This window comes from Bradyrhizobium sp. USDA 4504 (assembly GCF_054063995.1).
In genome coordinates, this window is record NZ_JBSSGV010000001.1 from 5,338,595 (window position 1) to 5,354,940 (window position 16,346).

A 16,346-nucleotide genomic window follows, 5' to 3' on the forward strand; every position below is an offset into this window, starting at 1 on the left:
GCTCGCAATGACGTGGGATAGTCCGTCACATGACCTCACCCGATCTCCCCGCCGAACTGCGCGCAGCCCTCAACGCCGGGCTCGAAGGCCTGTCGCGCAGCGACGCCGCCGGCCGCGCGGCGGTGATCTCGCAGACCTATCGCGAGGGCGGCGGCTCCTCGACGATCAGGACCGAGACCGATGCGCTGGCCTATGCGCTGGCGCGGATGCCGGCGACCTATGCCGCCGTCGCAGCGAGCCTCAACGCCCTGACGGAGATCAGGCCGGACTTCGCGCCGGCGCGCCTGCTCGATGTCGGTGCCGGTCCGGGGACCGTGACCTGGGCCGCCGCGGAAGCGTTCACGTCGCTGCGGGACTTCACCCTACTTGATGCCAACGGCGCGTTGCGGACGCTCGCCGAGGAGCTGTTTCACGGCAGCATTCGCCTGCACGACGCCAGCTATCAACTCGGCGAGGCGCGCGCCCTGCTCGACAAGGCCGAGCCCGCCGACCTCGTCGTCGCCAGCTACATGATCGGCGAACTCGGCGATGCCGAGCGCGGGGCGCTGGCCGATGCGCTGTGGTCGAAGACCAGCGATACGCTACTGGTCGTCGAGCCCGGTACGCCCGCCGGCTACGCGCGGATCATCGCACTCCGCGCGCGATTGATCGCTGCCGGCGCGCATGTCGTGGCCCCCTGCCCGCATGACGGCGGCTGTCCGCTGGTCGCGCCCGATTGGTGCCACTTCTCGCAGCGCCTGCAGCGCTCCCGCGCGCACAAGCAGCTCAAGGGCGCCGACGTCCCGTTCGAGGACGAGCGCTTCGCCTATGTCGCGCTGAGCCGCGCGCGCGTTGAGAACAGGCCATCGCGCGTGCTGGCGCAGCCGGACGTCGGCAAGGTCGAGATCGCGGCGAAACTGTGCACGCCCGAGGGCGTATCGGTTGCGCGGATCCCGCGCCGCGCCAGAGCCGAATACGCAAGCGCCCGGCGCTGGCGCTGGGGCGATGCGGTATCTCGTCGTCCCGGCCTTCGCCGGGACCCATAACCACCGAAGTTTGTTGTGAGTGAAGCCGTCGCCGCTTGTGCCCCTACCGCGGGCCGCGGCGCATGGGTCCCGGCCTTCGCCGGGACGACGGAATATGTTGAACCGATGTCGGCCAACCTTCGACTAACGCTTGCCCACCTTTCCGCGGCGGGCTGCCCTGCGCCCCGATCTTGGGCTACGGTGCCGCCGTCTCGTCCATCAGGAGCTGCCCCGTCATGTCGACCAGCTGGATCGTTATCGGCGTCATCGTGCTTCTCGTGCTGTTTGCATTCGGCGCCTACAACCGCCTCGTGGCGCTCAGCCAGCGGGTCGGACAGGCCTTTGCCGACATCGACGTGCAGCTCAAGCAGCGTCACGACCTGATCCCGAACCTGGTCGAGACGGTGAAGGGTTATGCCGCACATGAGCGCGGCACGCTCGACGACGTCATCAAGGCGCGCAATTCGGCGATGTCGGCGCAGGGCCCGGCCCAGGTCTCGGCGGCGGAAAACCAGCTCTCCGGCGCGCTCGGCCGGCTGATCGCGCTGTCGGAGGCCTATCCGGACCTCAAGGCCAACGCCAATTTCCAGCAGCTCGCCTCCGAGCTCTCCGATCTCGAGAACAAGATCGCCGCCAGCCGCCGCTTCTTCAACAACGCGGTCCAGGAATACAACACCGGCATCCAGCAGATGCCGGCCGCGCTGTTCGCCGGCATGTTCGGCTTCACCCGCAAGGATTTCTTCGACCTCGGCGCCAGCCGCACGGAGGTCGAGGCGGCGCCGAGCGTGAAGTTCTGATTACTTCCTTCGAGATGACGCCCCTTCGGTCATTCCGGGGCGATGCAACGCATCGAACCCGGAATCTCATCTCACTCACTAATCTCGAGATTCCACAAAGCGCAATTGCGCATTGGGGTTCGCGCGTGCCGCGCGCCCCGGAATGACGGTGAGAGCGGACGCGCACCATGGCCGCCTATGGTCTCTACACGCATATCGCATCGAACAAGTTTCGTTCGATGCTGCTGCTTGCCGGCCTGTTCCTGCTGATCTACGTGCTGGTCTATGCCGGCGCGCTGGTCGCGGAGGTGATGATCGATAGCGGCCGCACCGTCGACTATTACCTGACGCGGGCCTCGCGCGACCTGATCTCGGCCTTCCCGTGGGCGACGATCGCGGCAGCGGCCTGGATCGTGATCGCCTATTTCTTCCACCAGAAGATGATCGACGCCGTCACCGGCGGCGAGAGCGTGACGCGGCAGCAAGAGCCGCGGCTCTACAATCTCCTGGAAAATCTCTGCATCTCGCGCGGCATCCCGATGCCGAAGCTGAAGGTGATGGACAGCCCGGCGCTGAATGCCTTCGCGACCGGACTGAACCGGAGCCAATACGCCATCACCGTCACCACCGGCCTGTTGAAGGCGCTGAACGATAAGGAGATCGAGGCCGTGCTCGGCCACGAGCTCACCCATATCAAAAACGGCGACGTGCAGCTGATGGTGATCGCGGTGATCATCGCCGGCGTGGTCGGCTTCTTCGGCGAGCTGTTCTTCCGCCTGTTCACGAACCTGTCGTGGAACTCGAGCGGCGGCGGAGGCGGCTGGTCGTCTTCATCCTCTCGCTCCTCGTCATCCTCGTCGGACCGCGACAGCAAGGGCTCCGGCGGCGGCGCGATCATCGTGATCATCATCGCGGTCGCGCTGATCGTGCTGGCCTGGCTGCTGTCGCAAGTGGTCAAGCTCGCGCTGTCGCGCTCGCGCGAATTCCTCGCCGATGCCGGATCGGTGGAGCTGACCAAGAACCCCGATGCGATGATCTCGGCGCTGCGCAAGATCGAGAACCGCGGCGAGCTGCCGGATGCCACCTCGGCCGTGATGGAACTCTGCGTCGACAATCCGCGCGAGGGGTTTGCCGACCTGTTCGCCACCCATCCCTCGGTCAAGTCCCGGGTCGATGCCCTGGTGAAATATGCCGGTGGCCACGATCCCGGACCGCTGGCGCTGCCGGACGAGACGGAGCCGCAGGATGAGCCGTCCGCGGCGGGCGACCAGCCCCCGCCGGCGACCCACGGCCCATGGAGCGATGTGCCGCCGACACAGAAGAGCAATCCGCCGGCGCTGCCGGGCAACAACCCCACGCAGGGACCATTGGGTCCTCTCCAGGGCCCTTGGGGACGACACCGCTAATCGCGCCCTAGCCTACTCAGTCCATTAAGGAAATTCCCACCAAACCCATCGTGGCCGCCTTAAGGAATTGAATTCTCCCTCGTTTCTGCCATGTTCGCGCCCAAAGCAGTGTGGGGACTTGCCGATCGCCATCGCGATCGGGAGCGCGCTTTAAGGGACTTCCATGGCAAAGCCGGTTGTGATCGTGGTGGGCGCCGACAAGGGCGGGGTCGGCAAGACCACCGTCTCGCGGACGCTCCTGGACTATTTCAGTGCCAATAACGTGCAGACCCGGGCGTTCGACACCGAATCGCCGCGCGGCACGCTGAAGCGCTTCCATCCTGACATCACCGAGATCGTCGACATGACGACGACCGCGGACCAGATGAAGATCTTCGACACGCTGAACTCGGGGCCCTCGGTTACCGTGATCGACGTCCGCGCCGGCCTGTTGTCGCCCGCGCTGGCCTCGCTGCGCGATATCGGCTTCCTCGACGCGGCGCGTTCCGGCCAGATCACCTTCGCCGTGTTCCATATCCTCGGCCCGTCGATCGCTTCGCTGGACGAGATCGCCGAAACCGCCAACTTCATGAGCGGCGCGAAATATTTCCTGGTGAAGAACTTCATCAACGACACCCAGTTCTTCCAGTGGGACCAGGCGACCTACAATTCCTACTTCCACCGCATCAAGGATGCCGTGGACCTGACCATCCCGAAGCTCAACGAAATGGCCTATGAGCAGGTCGAGGTCTCCTCGGTTCCGTTCCTGAAATTCGTCGCCAACAAGGGCATCAACGACGACGCCGCCAACTACTCCTTCGTGCTGCGCGGCTACGTCCGGCACTGGCTCGCCAATGTCTGGAGCGAGTACGACCGGATCAAGCTGACCGATCTCGTCGGCGCCAAGTCGGCCAAAGGCGAAAAATAGTCGGACCTTCGACCTTGATGGGGCTGGATTAGGCGAAAATTTGGCCTGATATAGCGGGCGATGTCGTCCACGCCCGTTTACATCATCTGCTCGCCCCGCCCGCAGGTCGGCAAGACGCTGATCGCGCGGCTGCTCGGCGAATTCCTGCTGCTCAAGAACGGCGACGTGGTCTGCTACGACATCAATCTGAAGGAGCCGTCGCTGCTCGACTACCTGCCGCGAATCACCGAAACCGCGGACGTGATCGACACCTACGGCAAGATGCAGCTGATGGACCGCGTCATCGTCAATGACGGCATCGGCAAGGTGATCGACCTCGGCTACCACGCCTTCGACGAATTCTTCAAAATGTGCGACGAGATCGGGCTGATGAAGGAGGCGCTGCGCCGTCGCGTCGCGCCGGTCATCCTGTATGTCGCCGATACCGACCGCGCCTCGGTGCGTGGCTACCAGACGCTGCTCGGCACGATCCCGCCGAACGCGCTGATCGTCATCGACAACGAATTCGTGGTGCGCGGCGAGCTGCCGCCGGTCATGACCGCCAGCCGGGTGTTGCGCTTCCGCGCGCTGCCTGTGTTCCTGAAGACCTATATCGACCGGCTGAACTTTTCCTTCACCGGCTATCTGCGCCAGGAAAAGGATTCATCGACCGAGCTGCATCAATGGATCCGGCGGAATTACACGACGTTCCGCGATCTCGAATTGAGCATGCTGCTGCAGCGGGGATGACTCTGCTCCCTCGCCCCGCTCTTGCGGGGAGAGGGTCGGGGTGAGGGGCTGGTTCCGCAAATTCGACCGAGATTGGAGTGCGCGGAGAGTCCCCTCACCCGGATCGCATCTTCGATGCGATCCGGCCTCTCCCCGCACGCGGGGCGAGGCTAAGAGATCAATGCCCCTCGAACGCCATCAGCGTGCGCACCGGAACGTCCATCGCGCGCAGCTTGGCCGCGCCGCCGAGGTCGGGCAGGTCGACGATGAAGCAGGCGGCGACCACATTGGCGCCGATCTGGCGCAGCAGCTTCACCGCGCCCTCCGCGGTGCCGCCGGTCGCGATCAGATCGTCGACCAGGATCACGCGCTCGCCGGGCTGCACGGCGTCGGCATGCATCTCCATCTCGTCGATGCCGTATTCAAGCGAATAGGCAATCCGCACCGTGGTGTGCGGCAGCTTGCCCTTCTTGCGGATCGGCACGAAGCCGGCGGAGAGCTGATGCGCCACCGCGCCGCCGAGGATGAAGCCGCGGGCCTCGATGCCCGCGACCTTGTCGACCTTCGCCCCCGCCCAGGGATGCACCAGCTCGTCGACGGCGCGGCGGAAGGCCCTCGCATCCGCCAGCAGCGTCGTGATGTCGCGAAACAGGATGCCCTTCTTCGGGTAGTCCGGGATGGTGCGAACGGTCGCCTTGATGTCGTAGTCGAAGGTCATTGGTCTCGCTCTGAGGGTCATTCCGGGGCGATGCGAAGCATCGAACCTGGAATCTCGAGATTCCGGGTCTGGTGCTAACGCCCATCCCGGAATGACGATGGTTAAACTTAGCCTTCACTTGCTACTCACATTAAGCCGGAATGCATTCTCGACAATGCGCAGGCCGACCTCGTTGCCGAGCGACATCAGCGATTCCGGATGGAATTGCACGCCGCCGACCGGCAGGGTCTTGTGCTCGATCACCATCGCGACGCCGTCTTCGGTGGTCGCGGTCACCGCCAGCACCTCGGGCACGCTGTCGCGCTCGACATAGAGCGAGTGGTAGCGGCCGATCACGATCTCATTGGGCAGGTTCCGCATCAGCCGGCCACCGCGCACCTGGACGCGCGAGGGACGGCCGTGCGCAGGCTGGCCGAGCTGGCCGAGCTGGCCGCCGAAATACTCGCCGATCGCCTGCACGCCGAGGCAGACGCCGAAGATCGGCAGCTTGTTCTCGAGCGCGGTGTCGATGGTCTTCGCGATGCCGAAATCCTCCGGGCGACCCGGCCCGGGCGACAGCACCAGGAGGTCCCAGCCCTCTTTCTTGAGCATGTCCTGGGCATGCACGTGCCTGACCACGGTGACGGTGGCGCCGACCTGGCGGAAGTAATCCGCCAGCATGTGCACGAAGCTGTCGTCGTGATCGATCAAGAGCACGTTCTTGCCGGAGCCGGTGGCATCGGGCGCGAAATCGGACAGCGGCTTCGGCGGATCGCCGCGCAGCGCCTGGAACAGCGCCGCGGCCTTGACCTGGCACTCGCGATCCTCGGCGGCCGGATCGGAGTCAAACAGGCAGGTCGCGCCGACTCGCACCTCGGCGAGGCCGTCCTTCATCCGGATGGTGCGGATCGTGAGTCCGGTGTTGATGCTGCCGTCGAAATTCACGCAGCCGATCGCGCCGGCATACCAGCGCCGCGGCGACCGCTCGTGATCCTCGACGAACTGCATCGCCCACAGTTTCGGCGCGCCGGTCACGGTGACCGCCCAGGCATGGGTCAGGAAGGCGTCGAGCGAATCGAAGCCCGGCCGCAGCATGCCCTCGACGTGATCGACGGTGTGGAACAGCTTTGAGTAGGTCTCGATCTGACGCCGCGCCAGCACCTTGATGGTGCCGGGCACGCAGACGCGCGCCTTGTCGTTGCGATCGACGTCGGTGCACATGTTGAGCTCGAACTCGTCCTTCTCCGAGTTCAGGAGCTTGCGGATCTGCTCGGCATCGCCGATCGAGTCCGAGCCGCGCGCGATGGTGCCCGAGATCGGGCAGGTCTCGACCCGGCGGCCGTCGGAGCGCACGAACATCTCCGGCGACGCGGAGACCAGGAATTCACCGTCGCCGAGATTCATCAGCGCACCATAGGGTGACGGATTGATGCGGCAGAGCCGCTGGAACACTTCAGCCGGCGAGCGCTCGCAGGGCTCGGCGAACAGCTGCCCGGGCACCGCCTCGAACAGGTCGCCGCGGGCAAACGCCGCGCGCGCGACCTCGACAGTCGCCTGATATTCGCCGGGCGCGTGATCGGCAAAGCCTTGCCGGCCGTTCCTGGCGTAGAGGCTCGGAGCGGTCTCCTGCGGCAGGCCGGCGGTGGATTTGCCCTTCCACGCGAACTCGTAACTGAGCGCCACGCCGCGGCCGGTGGCGCGGTCATAGGCCAAGAGACGGTCCGGCACGTAGAGCACGATGTCGCGCTGGTCGGCCTCGCGGGCGCGCTTCTGCACGAGGTCCTCGATCTGGAACACGAGGTCGTAGGCGAAGGCGCCGAACAGGCCGAGCAGCGGATCGGCATTGGAGGTGAACGCCGCCACCATGTCGCGCACCAGCGACATCACGCTGGCGCGACGCGTGCGCTGGTCTTCCTCGACCGGCGCGGCGCCGCGGATGATATGGCCGGCGAGCCGCGTTGGGGTCCGCTCCGAGATCACGACGCAGGGCTCGCGCAGCACGTCGCCGAGGAAGGCGATCAGGACCTCGCCGCGCGGGTTCAGCGCCTGCAACGAGAAGTTGGTGCCCGACGTCTCCAGCACCAGCGGCGGATCGGCAAAGCCGAGGTCAAAGCTCTCGTAGCGGCCCGGTACCGTCGTGCCCGAGGACAGCACCACGCCGCGGCGGCGGTCCAGCAGCGCGATCAAATCGTCGAGACGGTTGGCGCCGCCGGTGAATTGCTCGACCACACGCGCGACCGCAAGGCCGCCATTGGTCAGGTATTCGCTTCGAGCCGGCAGGGAGAAGACTGTCCTGTTCATGTGATCCTCTTACGAGACTTGCCGAGAGAGCGCCACACAGGACAAACGAAGGGCAAATAAACTAACCATCGGTCGCACTGCGATGGCGACCTTCGACGTTTGTGAAAAAAGAAAACGCACCGGCCACCTATGAGAAGGTGGGCCACCAACGACGAGATGGACTGGCAACGGTGCTCATGCCCGTTACTCACCACCCGGCGCGGGCCGTGTCAAGAGATGGCCCGGCACCCCTGCCCCAATCCTGGACGCCCTTTTGAGCGGCATTTTCGGGTTTGAAGGGGCAGGAATCCGCGTAGGATTTGGTGAAATGGCAGCTGATCGGCCGCCCAAAAAACAGACAGATGGCGGAGGCGCAGATGGCGATTTTGGGTCTCGGATATGCCGGCTTCGGCTCCGACGCGCTCGACGACTGGCGGCGGTTCGGCACTGGCCTCGTCGGGCTGCAGGCGGTCGAACGCGGCAATTCGCTGCTCGCGTTCCGGATGGACGACCGCAAGCAACGCATCGTGATCGACCGCGCGCAGGGCGAAGGCACCCGGTTCTTCGGCTGGGAGGTAGCTGACAGTGCGGCCCTCGATGCGCTGGCGGCACGGCTGGAGCGCGCCGGCGTCGCCGTGACATCAGAGCCGCTGGCGCTCGCAGATAGCAGGCGGGTGCGCGGCCTGATCTCGTTTCGGGATCCCGCCGGCAACCGCCTCGAGGCGTTTCATGGCGCCGAGATCGACGACACGCCGTTCAGGCCGGGCCGCTCGATCTCCGGCTTCCGCACCGGGCCGCTCGGCCTCGGCCACGCCGTGCTGACGGTCGAGCACATCGCGCCGGTGATGAGCTTCTATGTCGACGTGCTTGGCTTCGGCCTCAGCGACTACATCGAAAAACCGTTCCGCGCCTATTTCTTCCACGTCAATGCCCGCCACCACTCGCTGGCGCTGATCGAGACCGGCACGAACGGCATGCATCATCTGATGGTCGAGCTGTTCTCGCTCGACGATGTCGGCCAAGCCTATGACGTCGCGCAGCAGGAAGACCGCGTCAACGTCACGCTCGGCCGCCACACCAACGACCTGATGACGTCGTTCTACGCCAAATCGCCGTCCGCCTTCATGGTCGAGTGCGGCTGGGGCGGCCGCGAGATCGATCCGGTGAACTGGACACCGTTCGAGATGCATGACGGCCCGAGCCTGTGGGGCCACGAGCGGGTCTGGCTGTCGCCGGAGGACCGCGCCGTCGCGCGCGAGATGCGGATGCGCGCCGCCGCCGAGGGCAAGCGCGCACCGGTGCAGGTGATGGAAGGTAATTTCAAGCTGATGTCGGGCACCTGCCCGTGGTGGGACGGGGTGAAGGCGGAGAGTTAGATCTCGCCGTCGTCCCTGCCTAGTGCGCAATTGCGCACGGGAGCAGGGACCCATAACCACAGGGCCTAGTTATTTGGCGAGATGACTGCCAGCGTGCCCATTGCAAAAGCCACGGCGTATGGGTCCCGGCCTTCGCCGGGACGACGCCGGTGGTTTTGGCAATCGCCTTACCCCAGGTGCTTCTTGAAGAAGTCCGTGGCGCGGCCCCAGGCGAGTTCGGCGGCCTCGCGGTCGTGCACCGACTGGCGCTGCTCGTTGACGAAGGCGTGCTCGGCGTCGTAGCGGAACAGCTCGAGCGACTTGCCGGCGGCCTTCATCGCCTTCTCGAAATTGCTGACGAGCTCCGGCGTGCACCAATCGTCCTTGTTGGCGAAATGCGCCTGCAGCGGAATCCTGACGTCGGCGGGCTTGGCCGCCTGCTCCGGCGGAATGCCGTAGAACACGACGCCCGCAGTTAGTTCCGGCACTTGCACCGAGCCGATGATGGTCACCGCGCCGCCGAGACAGAAGCCGGTCAGGCCGACCTTGGCGCCGTTCTTGGCGAGATACTGCGCGGCGCCGCGCACCGTCTGCGTGGTGGCGTCCATGAAGTCGAGCGAGTTCATCTCTTTGCCCGCGGCATCGGTGTCGTGATACGGCACCACCTTGCCCTTGTAGAGATCGGGCGCCAGCGCATCGAAGCCAGCCACCGCGAAGCGGTCGCACAGGCCCTTGATCTGGTCCGACAGGCCCCACCATTCCTGGATCACGACGACGCCGGGTGCGTTGCCGCGCGCCGCATTGGCGAGATAGCCCGACGCATCCTTGCCGTCCGGACGCTTGAAGCTGATGCTGGTACCCATGAGTTCCTCCGCAATGTTTGCCGGCTGATTGGCCGGCATCTTGTCCGCACTCGGCGGCCGACGCAATTGACGACACTGTCATTCCGGGTTCGATGCTACCGCGTCACCCCGGAATGACGGAGAGATTGCAAACAAAAAAGCCCCCGAAGGGGGCTTTCTCAAACTCGCTATACCGTACCCGAGATCAGTGGGCGTTGGCCCAGACCTTGCGCTTGGTGAAGTACATCAGGAAGGCGAAGACGACCAGGAAGAAGAACACCTGCATGCCGATCCGCTTGCGCTCCTCCATGTGCGGCTCGGCCGCCCACATCAGGAACGTGGTGACGTCATGCGCGTACTGCTTGACCGTCGCGGGCGAGCCGTCGTCGAAGGTCACCTGGCCGTCGGACAGCGGCTTCGGCATCTTGATGGCGTGGCCGGGGAAGTACTTGTTGTAGTACGAGCCCTCCGGGATCGTGACGCCCGCCGGAGCCTTGTCCTCGAAGCCCTGCAGGATGGCGTCGACGTAGTCGGGTCCCTGCTCCTGGTACTGGGTGAAGAAGTCGATCGCGAACTGCGGGAAGCCGCGCTTGTAGGACCGCGCCTTGGTGATCAGCGAGAGGTCGGGCGGCGCCGCGCCGCCATTGGCCGCGCGCGCGGCCTGCTCGTTCGGGAACGGCGACGGGAAGTAATCCGCCGGGCGGCCCGGACGCTCGAACATCTCGCCCTGGTCGTTCGGACCGTCCTTGATCTTGTACTCGGACGCGAAGGCCGCCGCCTGCGCCGGCGAATAGCCGGGACCGCCGGGATCGGCGAGGTTGCGGAACGCGACATAGGACAGGCCGTGACAGGCGGCACAGACTTCCTTGTAGACCTTCAAGCCGCGCTGCAGCGAGCCACGGTCATAGGTGCCGAAAGGACCGGAGAACGACCACTTCTGGGCCGGCGGCGCGTTGCCACCCTCCTCGGCCTTGGCGTTCTGGGTGCCGCCGACGAGCAGGCTGCCGGCCACGACCATCGCGAGCATCACAGAGGCCGCGGTCGCGGCCCTGCCCTTGCTCTTCGCCAGCACGTCGTCGGCGATCGAGTTCGGCACCGGACGCGGCGTCTCGATGCGGGCGAGCAGCGGCAGCACAATCAGGAAGTAGGCGAAGTAGCAGACCGTCAGGATGCGGCCGGCGATCACATAGATGCCTTCCGGCGGCTGCGAGCCGAGGTAACCGAGCAGGATGCAGACCACCACGAAGATCCAGAAGAACTGCTTGGCCAGCGGGCGATACTTCGACGAACGGGTCCGTGCGCTGTCGAGCCAGGGCAGGAAGCACAGGATGATGATCGCCGAGAACATCGCCACGACGCCGGCGAGCTTGTTCGGGATCGAACGCAGGATCGCGTAGAACGGCAGGTAGTACCATTCAGGCACGATGTGCGCCGGCGTCACGCCCGGGTTCGCCGGGATGTAGTTGTCGGCGTCGCCGAGATAGTTCGGCATGTAGAAGATGAACCAGGCGAAGAAGATCAGGAAGCAGGACACGCCGAACATGTCCTTGATCGTCGCATACGGCGTGAACGCAACGGTGTCCTTCTCGGTCTTGGCCTCGACGCCGGCCGGGTTGTTCTGACCCGCGACGTGCAGCGCCCAGACGTGCAGCACGACCACGCCGGCGATCACGAACGGGAGCAGATAGTGCAGCGAGAAGAAGCGGTTCAGCGTCGGGTTGCCGACCGAATAGCCGCCCCACAGCAGGGTCACGATGCTCTCGCCGAAATAGGGCACGGCCGAGAACAGATTGGTGATGACGGTGGCGCCCCAGAAGCTCATCTGGCCCCACGGCAGCACGTAGCCCATGAAGCCCGTCGCCATCATCAGAAGGTAGATGATGACGCCGAGGATCCACAGCACCTCGCGCGGCTCCTTGTACGACCCGTAATAGAGGCCGCGGAACATATGGATGTAGACGGCGAAGAAGAACATCGACGCGCCGCAGGCATGCATGTTGCGCAGCAGCCAGCCGTAATTGACGTCGCGGACGATCAGTTCGACCGACTTGAAGGCGAGGTCGGCGTGCGGCGTGTAGTGCATCGCCAGGATCACGCCGGTCAGGATCTGCAGCGCCAGCATCATCGAAAGGATGGCGCCGAAGGTCCACCAGTAGTTCAGGTTGCGCGGCGTCGGATAGGCCACGAACGAGGAGTGGATCAGGCCGAAGATCGGAAGGCGCCGTTCGATCCACTTCAAGGCGGGGTTGCTCGGTTGGAAATCAGATGGTCCGCTCATTGATGCGATCCTGAAGAAGAAAAACGACGCGATGGGTCCAAGTGGAAGCTGAAATCCCGGAGGGGCCGGGACTTAGCCGATCTGGATTTTGGTGTCGGAAAGGAAGGCGTAAGGCGGCACCGCCAGGTTGGCGGGCGCCGGCCCCTGGCGGATACGACCGGAGGAGTCGTACTGCGAGCCGTGGCAGGGGCAGAAGAAGCCGTCGTAATTGCCTTCATGGGCGATCGGGATGCAGCCGAGATGGGTGCAGATGCCGATCACAACCAGCCACTGGTCGTGGCCGGCCTTGACGCGGGCCGAGTCGGGCTGCGGATCGGGCAGGCTCGAGAGCGCCACGCTCTGGGCCTCCTGGATCTGCTTCTTGGTGCGATGGCTGATGTAGATCGGCTTGCCGCGCCAGAAGACCTTGATGTCCTGGCCCTCGGCGATCGGCGTCAGATCGACCTCGATCGGCGCGCCGGCCGCGATCGTCGCGGCATCCGGGTTCATCTGCGCAACCAGCGGCCAGACGGTGGCGGCTGCGCCGACCGCGGCGGCAGCTCCGGTTGCAACAAAGAGAAAATCACGGCGTGTCGGATGGTCCGCCGAAGACGCTGTCGTCACGATTCCTAGCCCTTTCTTTTCTGCAGCCGGTGGAACCGCCCTGGAGACGCAGGACGCGCCCCAAGAAAGGCTGCCGGCGCCCGCGGCCCCCGCGGCGGCAGAAAACCGCTATTCCCCACCCCAAATGGCGGAACAGCAGTCCAGAATCGTTCTATTGGCACCCTTGCCGGACGAGCGCAAGCCCGCTATCGGCTCGCACACGTGCAATGCACGAAATCCGCGCCGAGCGATGTTTTATTGAGACAATTTCATCCGGATTTCACAGGCCGCCCGCACCATGCAGATCGCGCTGTTCCAGCCCGACATCCCCCAGAATACAGGGACGATTCTGCGCCTCTGCGCTTGCCTGGACGTGGCAGCCCATATCATCGAACCGGCGGGATTCGACACCTCGGACCGGAATTTCCGCCGGGCGGGTATGGACTATCTCGACCATGTGCGGTTGAAGCGTCACGACTCATGGTCGAAATTCGAGGAATGGCGGGCCGAGACCGGATGCCGGCTGGTGCTGTTCACGACTAAGGCGGCGAAATCCTATCTTGATTTCGCGTATACGGCCTCCGATGTCCTGCTGTTCGGGCGCGAGACGGCAGGGGTGACCGACGTGGTGGTGGCCGCTGCGGATGCGCGGCTGGTGATTCCGATCCGGCCGACCATGCGTTCGCTCAATGTGGCCGTCACAGCGGCCATGGCCGTCGGCGAGGCGCTGCGGCAAACCGGTACAGGAATTGCCGGTTCGGCAACTTAAGGGATTTTTGGTGAGCTACGCGGTCAAGGAGATCTTTCTCACCCTGCAGGGCGAAGGCGCCCATGCGGGCCGCGCCTCCGTGTTCTGCCGCTTCGCCGGCTGCAACCTCTGGAGCGGCCGCGAGCAGGACCGCGCCGGCGCGGTCTGCAAGTTCTGCGACACCGATTTCGTCGGCACCGACGGCACGCTGGGCGGCCGCTATGCGACCGCCGAAGAGCTGGCCGGCACCATTGCCGCGCAGTGGACGGGGGGCGAGGCCGACCGCTACGTGGTCCTGACCGGCGGTGAGCCGCTGCTGCAGGTCGACGCGGCCTTGATCGATGCCCTGCACGGCCACGGCTTTGCGATCGCGATCGAGACCAACGGCACCATCGTCCCGCCCGACGGGCTCGACTGGATCTGCGTCAGTCCCAAGGCCGCGGCCGAGCTCGTGATCCGCAAGGGGCACGAGCTCAAACTGGTCTATCCGCAAATGGAGAACGCACCGGAGGATTTCGCCGGCCTCGCCTTCGAGCGCTTCTCGCTGCAGCCGATGGACGGCCCCGACGTGATCGAGAATACCGAGCGGGCGATCGCCTATTGCCTGAAGCACCCGCAATGGCGCCTTAGCGTGCAGACGCACAAGTCGCTCGGCATTAGATGAACTAACAGAATCGGGTTGTTGAACGAGATGTGGGAATTGACGAAAGCGTTTCGGTTCGAGGCTGCGCATGCGCTGTCCGGAACGACCTTTGGCGCCGCCAGCGAGGAGATTCACGGCCACTCCTTTCGAGCCGAAGTTACCGTCCGCGGCACGCCCGACCCCGCGACCGGTATGGTGGTCGATCTCGGCCTCCTCGAACGCGCCATGGCCGAGGTGCAGAAGACGCTCGACCATAAGTTCCTCAACAAGATTGAGGCGATCGGCGTGCCGACGCTGGAGAATCTGTCGCGCTTCATCTGGGAGCGCTTGCAACACGCAGGCAAGCTGACCCGCGTCAGCGTCCATCGCGACAGCTGCAACGAAAGCTGCACCTATTTCGGCCCGCAAGGTTAGTCATGCTGCCAACAGATCCCGCCATCATCGAGGACCGCAAGGCGCGTGCGCGCGGCTGGTTCGAGGCGCTACGCAACGACATCTGCGCCGCCTTCGAGAAGCTCGAGGACGACGCCCCGTCCACGCTTTATCCCGGCGCCGCCGGCCGGTTCGCGCGGACCCCCTGGGACCGCACCGACCACACCGGCAAGCCGGGCGGCGGCGGCGTGATGTCGATCATGAAGGGCCGGCTGTTCGAGAAAGTCGGCGTGCACTGCTCGACCGTGCACGGCGAGTTCGCCCCCGAATTCCGCGCGCAGATTCCAGGTGCCGCCGACGATCCACGCTTTTGGGCGTCGGGCATTTCGCTGATCGCGCATTTGCGCAATCCGAACGTGCCCGCCGTGCACATGAACACCCGCTTCGTCGTCACCACGAAGGCGTGGTTCGGCGGCGGCGCCGACCTGACGCCGGTGCTGAACCGCCGGCGCACCCAGGAGGACCCCGACACGGTCGCCTTCCACGCCGCGATGAAGGAGGCGTGCAGCGGACCGAACGGCGTCGCCGACTACGACAAGTACAAGAAATGGTGCGACGACTATTTCTACCTGCCGCACCGCAAGGAGGCCCGCGGCATCGGCGGCATCTTCTACGACTGGCACGACAGCGGCGACTGGGAGGCCGATCTCGCCTTCACCCAGGACGTCGGGCGCAGCTTCCTGAAGATCTATCCCGACCTGGTGCGGCGCAATTTCGCGGCCGCCTGGAGCGCGGAGGATCGCGACGAGCAGCTGGTCCGCCGCGGCCGCTATGTCGAGTTCAACCTGCTCTATGACCGCGGCACCATCTTCGGCCTGAAGACCGGCGGCAATGTGGATTCGATCCTGTCGTCGCTGCCGCCGGAGGTGAAATGGCCATGATGAACCTGCCGCGCGCGATGTTGATCGACATGGATGACACCATCCTGTCGGCCTATGGACGCCCCGAGATCGCCTGGACCACGATCACCACGGAGTTCGCCGCGGAACTGGCGCCCCTCCCCCCGGATCAGGTCGCGACCGCGCTCTTGGCCTATGCACGGCAATTCTGGTCGACCGCCGAGCCGATCTGGCGGATCAAGCTCGGCGAGGCTCGGCGGCTCACCGTGAAGGGCGGCTTCGCGGCGCTCGCGGCAGCCGGTCACCGCGCGCTGCCGGACGATCTTGCGGACCGCATCGCCGATCGCTTCACCGCCTATCGCGAGGAAGAGATGTTCGTCTTCCCCGGCGCGCATGAAGCGATCGATGCGTTGAAGGCGCTCGGCATCAAGCTCGCGCTGGTCACCAACGGCGCCGCCGACATGCAGCGCGCCAAGGTCGAACGCTTCGCGCTCGGCCATCGCTTCGATCACATCCAGATCGAGGGCGAGCACGGCTTCGGCAAGCCGGAGGAGCGCGCCTACCTGCACGCGATGGAAGCGCTCGGCGTCACCGCATCCGACACCTGGATGATCGGCGACAATCTCGAGTGGGAAGTCGTGGCGCCACAGCGGCTTGGCATCTATGCGATCTGGATGGACGTGCACGGTGTCGGGCTGCCGCCGGGATCGACCATCAAGCCCGACCGCATCATCCGCTCGCTGAGCGAACTGGTTCCTGCCGCGCGCAAATAGCGCATCGCGGCCGTTTTCCACGTCAATTCCATTGAAGCTGGCGCCGGCCGTGATTTGGCTGTCATCACCGGTCGCT

16 protein-coding genes are annotated in these 16,346 nt (G+C 65.1%); 11 read left to right on the plus strand and 5 right to left on the minus strand.

Annotated elements, in window-relative coordinates; genetic code table 11:
- Positions 1-29 precede the first annotated feature (29 nt).
- From ACVMB1_RS25135 to ACVMB1_RS25155, 5 genes are all read left to right on the plus strand, one after another.
- Positions 30-1,025: a small ribosomal subunit Rsm22 family protein gene (locus ACVMB1_RS25135; RefSeq protein WP_141343457.1), complete on the plus strand. Its 996-nt coding sequence runs from the start codon at positions 30-32 to the stop codon at positions 1,023-1,025.
- Between the two features lie 215 nt (positions 1,026-1,240).
- Positions 1,241-1,801, plus strand: coding sequence for a LemA family protein (locus ACVMB1_RS25140; RefSeq protein WP_016839704.1), 561 nt, complete (start codon positions 1,241-1,243; stop codon positions 1,799-1,801).
- A gap of 167 nt (positions 1,802-1,968) precedes the next feature.
- A complete protein-coding gene (locus ACVMB1_RS25145) occupies positions 1,969-3,186 on the plus strand; it encodes a M48 family metallopeptidase (RefSeq protein WP_141340531.1) in 1,218 nt (405 codons plus the stop codon).
- A 163-nt stretch (positions 3,187-3,349) separates the two neighbouring features.
- Positions 3,350-4,093 (plus strand): P-loop NTPase family protein, encoded by a 744-nt coding sequence (locus ACVMB1_RS25150; protein ID WP_016839706.1) that lies wholly within the window; start codon positions 3,350-3,352, stop codon positions 4,091-4,093.
- A gap of 60 nt (positions 4,094-4,153) precedes the next feature.
- On the plus strand, positions 4,154-4,822 hold the full coding sequence (locus tag ACVMB1_RS25155; protein WP_057016987.1) for a P-loop NTPase family protein: 669 nt from the start codon (positions 4,154-4,156) through the stop codon (positions 4,820-4,822).
- 157 nt (positions 4,823-4,979) lie between these two features.
- Here the strand turns inward: ACVMB1_RS25155 and ACVMB1_RS25160 are convergent, their stop codons facing one another.
- Together ACVMB1_RS25160 and ACVMB1_RS25165 are read right to left on the minus strand one after the other, a co-directional pair.
- Positions 4,980-5,519, minus strand: a complete 540-nt coding sequence (locus ACVMB1_RS25160) for an adenine phosphoribosyltransferase (RefSeq protein ID WP_141340530.1) — start codon at positions 5,517-5,519, stop codon at positions 4,980-4,982.
- A 114-nt stretch (positions 5,520-5,633) separates the two neighbouring features.
- Positions 5,634-7,799 carry an anthranilate synthase component I gene (locus tag ACVMB1_RS25165; protein ID WP_141340529.1) on the minus strand — a complete coding sequence of 722 codons (2,166 nt, stop codon included), beginning with the start codon at positions 7,797-7,799 and terminating at the stop codon, positions 5,634-5,636.
- A 356-nt stretch (positions 7,800-8,155) separates the two neighbouring features.
- On the opposite strand from ACVMB1_RS25165, the gene ACVMB1_RS25170 reads away from it, so the two are divergent.
- Entirely contained in the window at positions 8,156-9,154 is a 999-nt protein-coding gene (locus ACVMB1_RS25170) for a VOC family protein (RefSeq protein WP_246786591.1), read from the plus strand.
- A 167-nt stretch (positions 9,155-9,321) separates the two neighbouring features.
- On the opposite strand, the gene ACVMB1_RS25175 is transcribed toward ACVMB1_RS25170, so the two are convergent.
- The 3 genes from ACVMB1_RS25175 to petA form a co-directional block, all read right to left on the minus strand.
- Positions 9,322-9,996 (minus strand): dienelactone hydrolase family protein, encoded by a 675-nt coding sequence (locus ACVMB1_RS25175; RefSeq protein WP_141340527.1) that lies wholly within the window; start codon positions 9,994-9,996, stop codon positions 9,322-9,324.
- Positions 9,997-10,180: 184 nt separating this feature from the next.
- Entirely contained in the window at positions 10,181-12,253 is a 2,073-nt protein-coding gene (locus tag ACVMB1_RS25180) for a cytochrome c1 (protein ID WP_026193258.1), read from the minus strand.
- 72 nt (positions 12,254-12,325) lie between these two features.
- The gene (gene petA, locus ACVMB1_RS25185) at positions 12,326-12,856 is read right to left on the minus strand and encodes a ubiquinol-cytochrome c reductase iron-sulfur subunit (RefSeq protein ID WP_016839713.1); all 531 of its coding nucleotides are present in this window, start codon (positions 12,854-12,856) and stop codon (positions 12,326-12,328) included.
- Between the two features lie 277 nt (positions 12,857-13,133).
- Here petA and ACVMB1_RS25190 point away from each other — a divergent pair, with 277 nt between their 5' ends.
- Genes ACVMB1_RS25190 through ACVMB1_RS25210 form a run of 5 tightly spaced genes read left to right on the plus strand, consistent with a single transcriptional unit; the run spans position 13,134 to position 16,270 of the window.
- Positions 13,134-13,604: a tRNA (cytidine(34)-2'-O)-methyltransferase gene (locus ACVMB1_RS25190; RefSeq protein WP_141340526.1), complete on the plus strand. Its 471-nt coding sequence runs from the start codon at positions 13,134-13,136 to the stop codon at positions 13,602-13,604.
- A 10-nt stretch (positions 13,605-13,614) separates the two neighbouring features.
- The gene (gene queE, locus ACVMB1_RS25195; RefSeq protein WP_076830475.1) at positions 13,615-14,247 is read left to right on the plus strand and encodes a 7-carboxy-7-deazaguanine synthase; all 633 of its coding nucleotides are present in this window, start codon (positions 13,615-13,617) and stop codon (positions 14,245-14,247) included.
- Between the two features lie 27 nt (positions 14,248-14,274).
- Positions 14,275-14,640 (plus strand): 6-pyruvoyl trahydropterin synthase family protein, encoded by a 366-nt coding sequence (locus ACVMB1_RS25200; RefSeq protein ID WP_076830472.1) that lies wholly within the window; start codon positions 14,275-14,277, stop codon positions 14,638-14,640.
- A 2-nt stretch (positions 14,641-14,642) separates the two neighbouring features.
- Complete coding sequence (gene hemF / locus ACVMB1_RS25205) at positions 14,643-15,539, plus strand: oxygen-dependent coproporphyrinogen oxidase (protein ID WP_200844447.1); 897 nt, start codon at positions 14,643-14,645, stop codon at positions 15,537-15,539.
- A complete protein-coding gene (locus ACVMB1_RS25210; RefSeq protein ID WP_076830275.1) occupies positions 15,530-16,270 on the plus strand; it encodes an HAD family hydrolase in 741 nt (246 codons plus the stop codon). The genes hemF and ACVMB1_RS25210 overlap by 10 nt, the downstream gene beginning before the upstream one ends.
- The last annotated feature ends 76 nt before the right edge of the window (positions 16,271-16,346 follow it).

What these genes read in the sequence shown, in the direction of transcription:
- ACVMB1_RS25210 (WP_076830275.1), top strand. Translation starts at nt 15,530, where the DNA reads ATGGCCATGATGAACCTGCCGCGCGCGATGTTGATCGACATGGATGAC.
- ACVMB1_RS25180 (WP_026193258.1), bottom strand. Translation starts at nt 12,253, where the DNA reads ATGAGCGGACCATCTGATTTCCAACCGAGCAACCCCGCCTTGAAGTGG.
- hemF (WP_200844447.1), top strand. Translation starts at nt 14,643, where the DNA reads ATGCTGCCAACAGATCCCGCCATCATCGAGGACCGCAAGGCGCGTGCG.
- ACVMB1_RS25175 (WP_141340527.1), bottom strand. Translation starts at nt 9,996, where the DNA reads ATGGGTACCAGCATCAGCTTCAAGCGTCCGGACGGCAAGGATGCGTCG.
- ACVMB1_RS25160 (WP_141340530.1), bottom strand. Translation starts at nt 5,519, where the DNA reads ATGACCTTCGACTACGACATCAAGGCGACCGTTCGCACCATCCCGGAC.
- ACVMB1_RS25140 (WP_016839704.1), top strand. Translation starts at nt 1,241, where the DNA reads ATGTCGACCAGCTGGATCGTTATCGGCGTCATCGTGCTTCTCGTGCTG.
- ACVMB1_RS25170 (WP_246786591.1), top strand. Translation starts at nt 8,156, where the DNA reads ATGGCGATTTTGGGTCTCGGATATGCCGGCTTCGGCTCCGACGCGCTC.
- ACVMB1_RS25165 (WP_141340529.1), bottom strand. Translation starts at nt 7,799, where the DNA reads ATGAACAGGACAGTCTTCTCCCTGCCGGCTCGAAGCGAATACCTGACC.
- ACVMB1_RS25190 (WP_141340526.1), top strand. Translation starts at nt 13,134, where the DNA reads ATGCAGATCGCGCTGTTCCAGCCCGACATCCCCCAGAATACAGGGACG.
- ACVMB1_RS25150 (WP_016839706.1), top strand. Translation starts at nt 3,350, where the DNA reads ATGGCAAAGCCGGTTGTGATCGTGGTGGGCGCCGACAAGGGCGGGGTC.
- ACVMB1_RS25135 (WP_141343457.1), top strand. Translation starts at nt 30, where the DNA reads ATGACCTCACCCGATCTCCCCGCCGAACTGCGCGCAGCCCTCAACGCC.
- ACVMB1_RS25145 (WP_141340531.1), top strand. Translation starts at nt 1,969, where the DNA reads ATGGCCGCCTATGGTCTCTACACGCATATCGCATCGAACAAGTTTCGT.
- ACVMB1_RS25155 (WP_057016987.1), top strand. Translation starts at nt 4,154, where the DNA reads ATGTCGTCCACGCCCGTTTACATCATCTGCTCGCCCCGCCCGCAGGTC.
- ACVMB1_RS25200 (WP_076830472.1), top strand. Translation starts at nt 14,275, where the DNA reads ATGTGGGAATTGACGAAAGCGTTTCGGTTCGAGGCTGCGCATGCGCTG.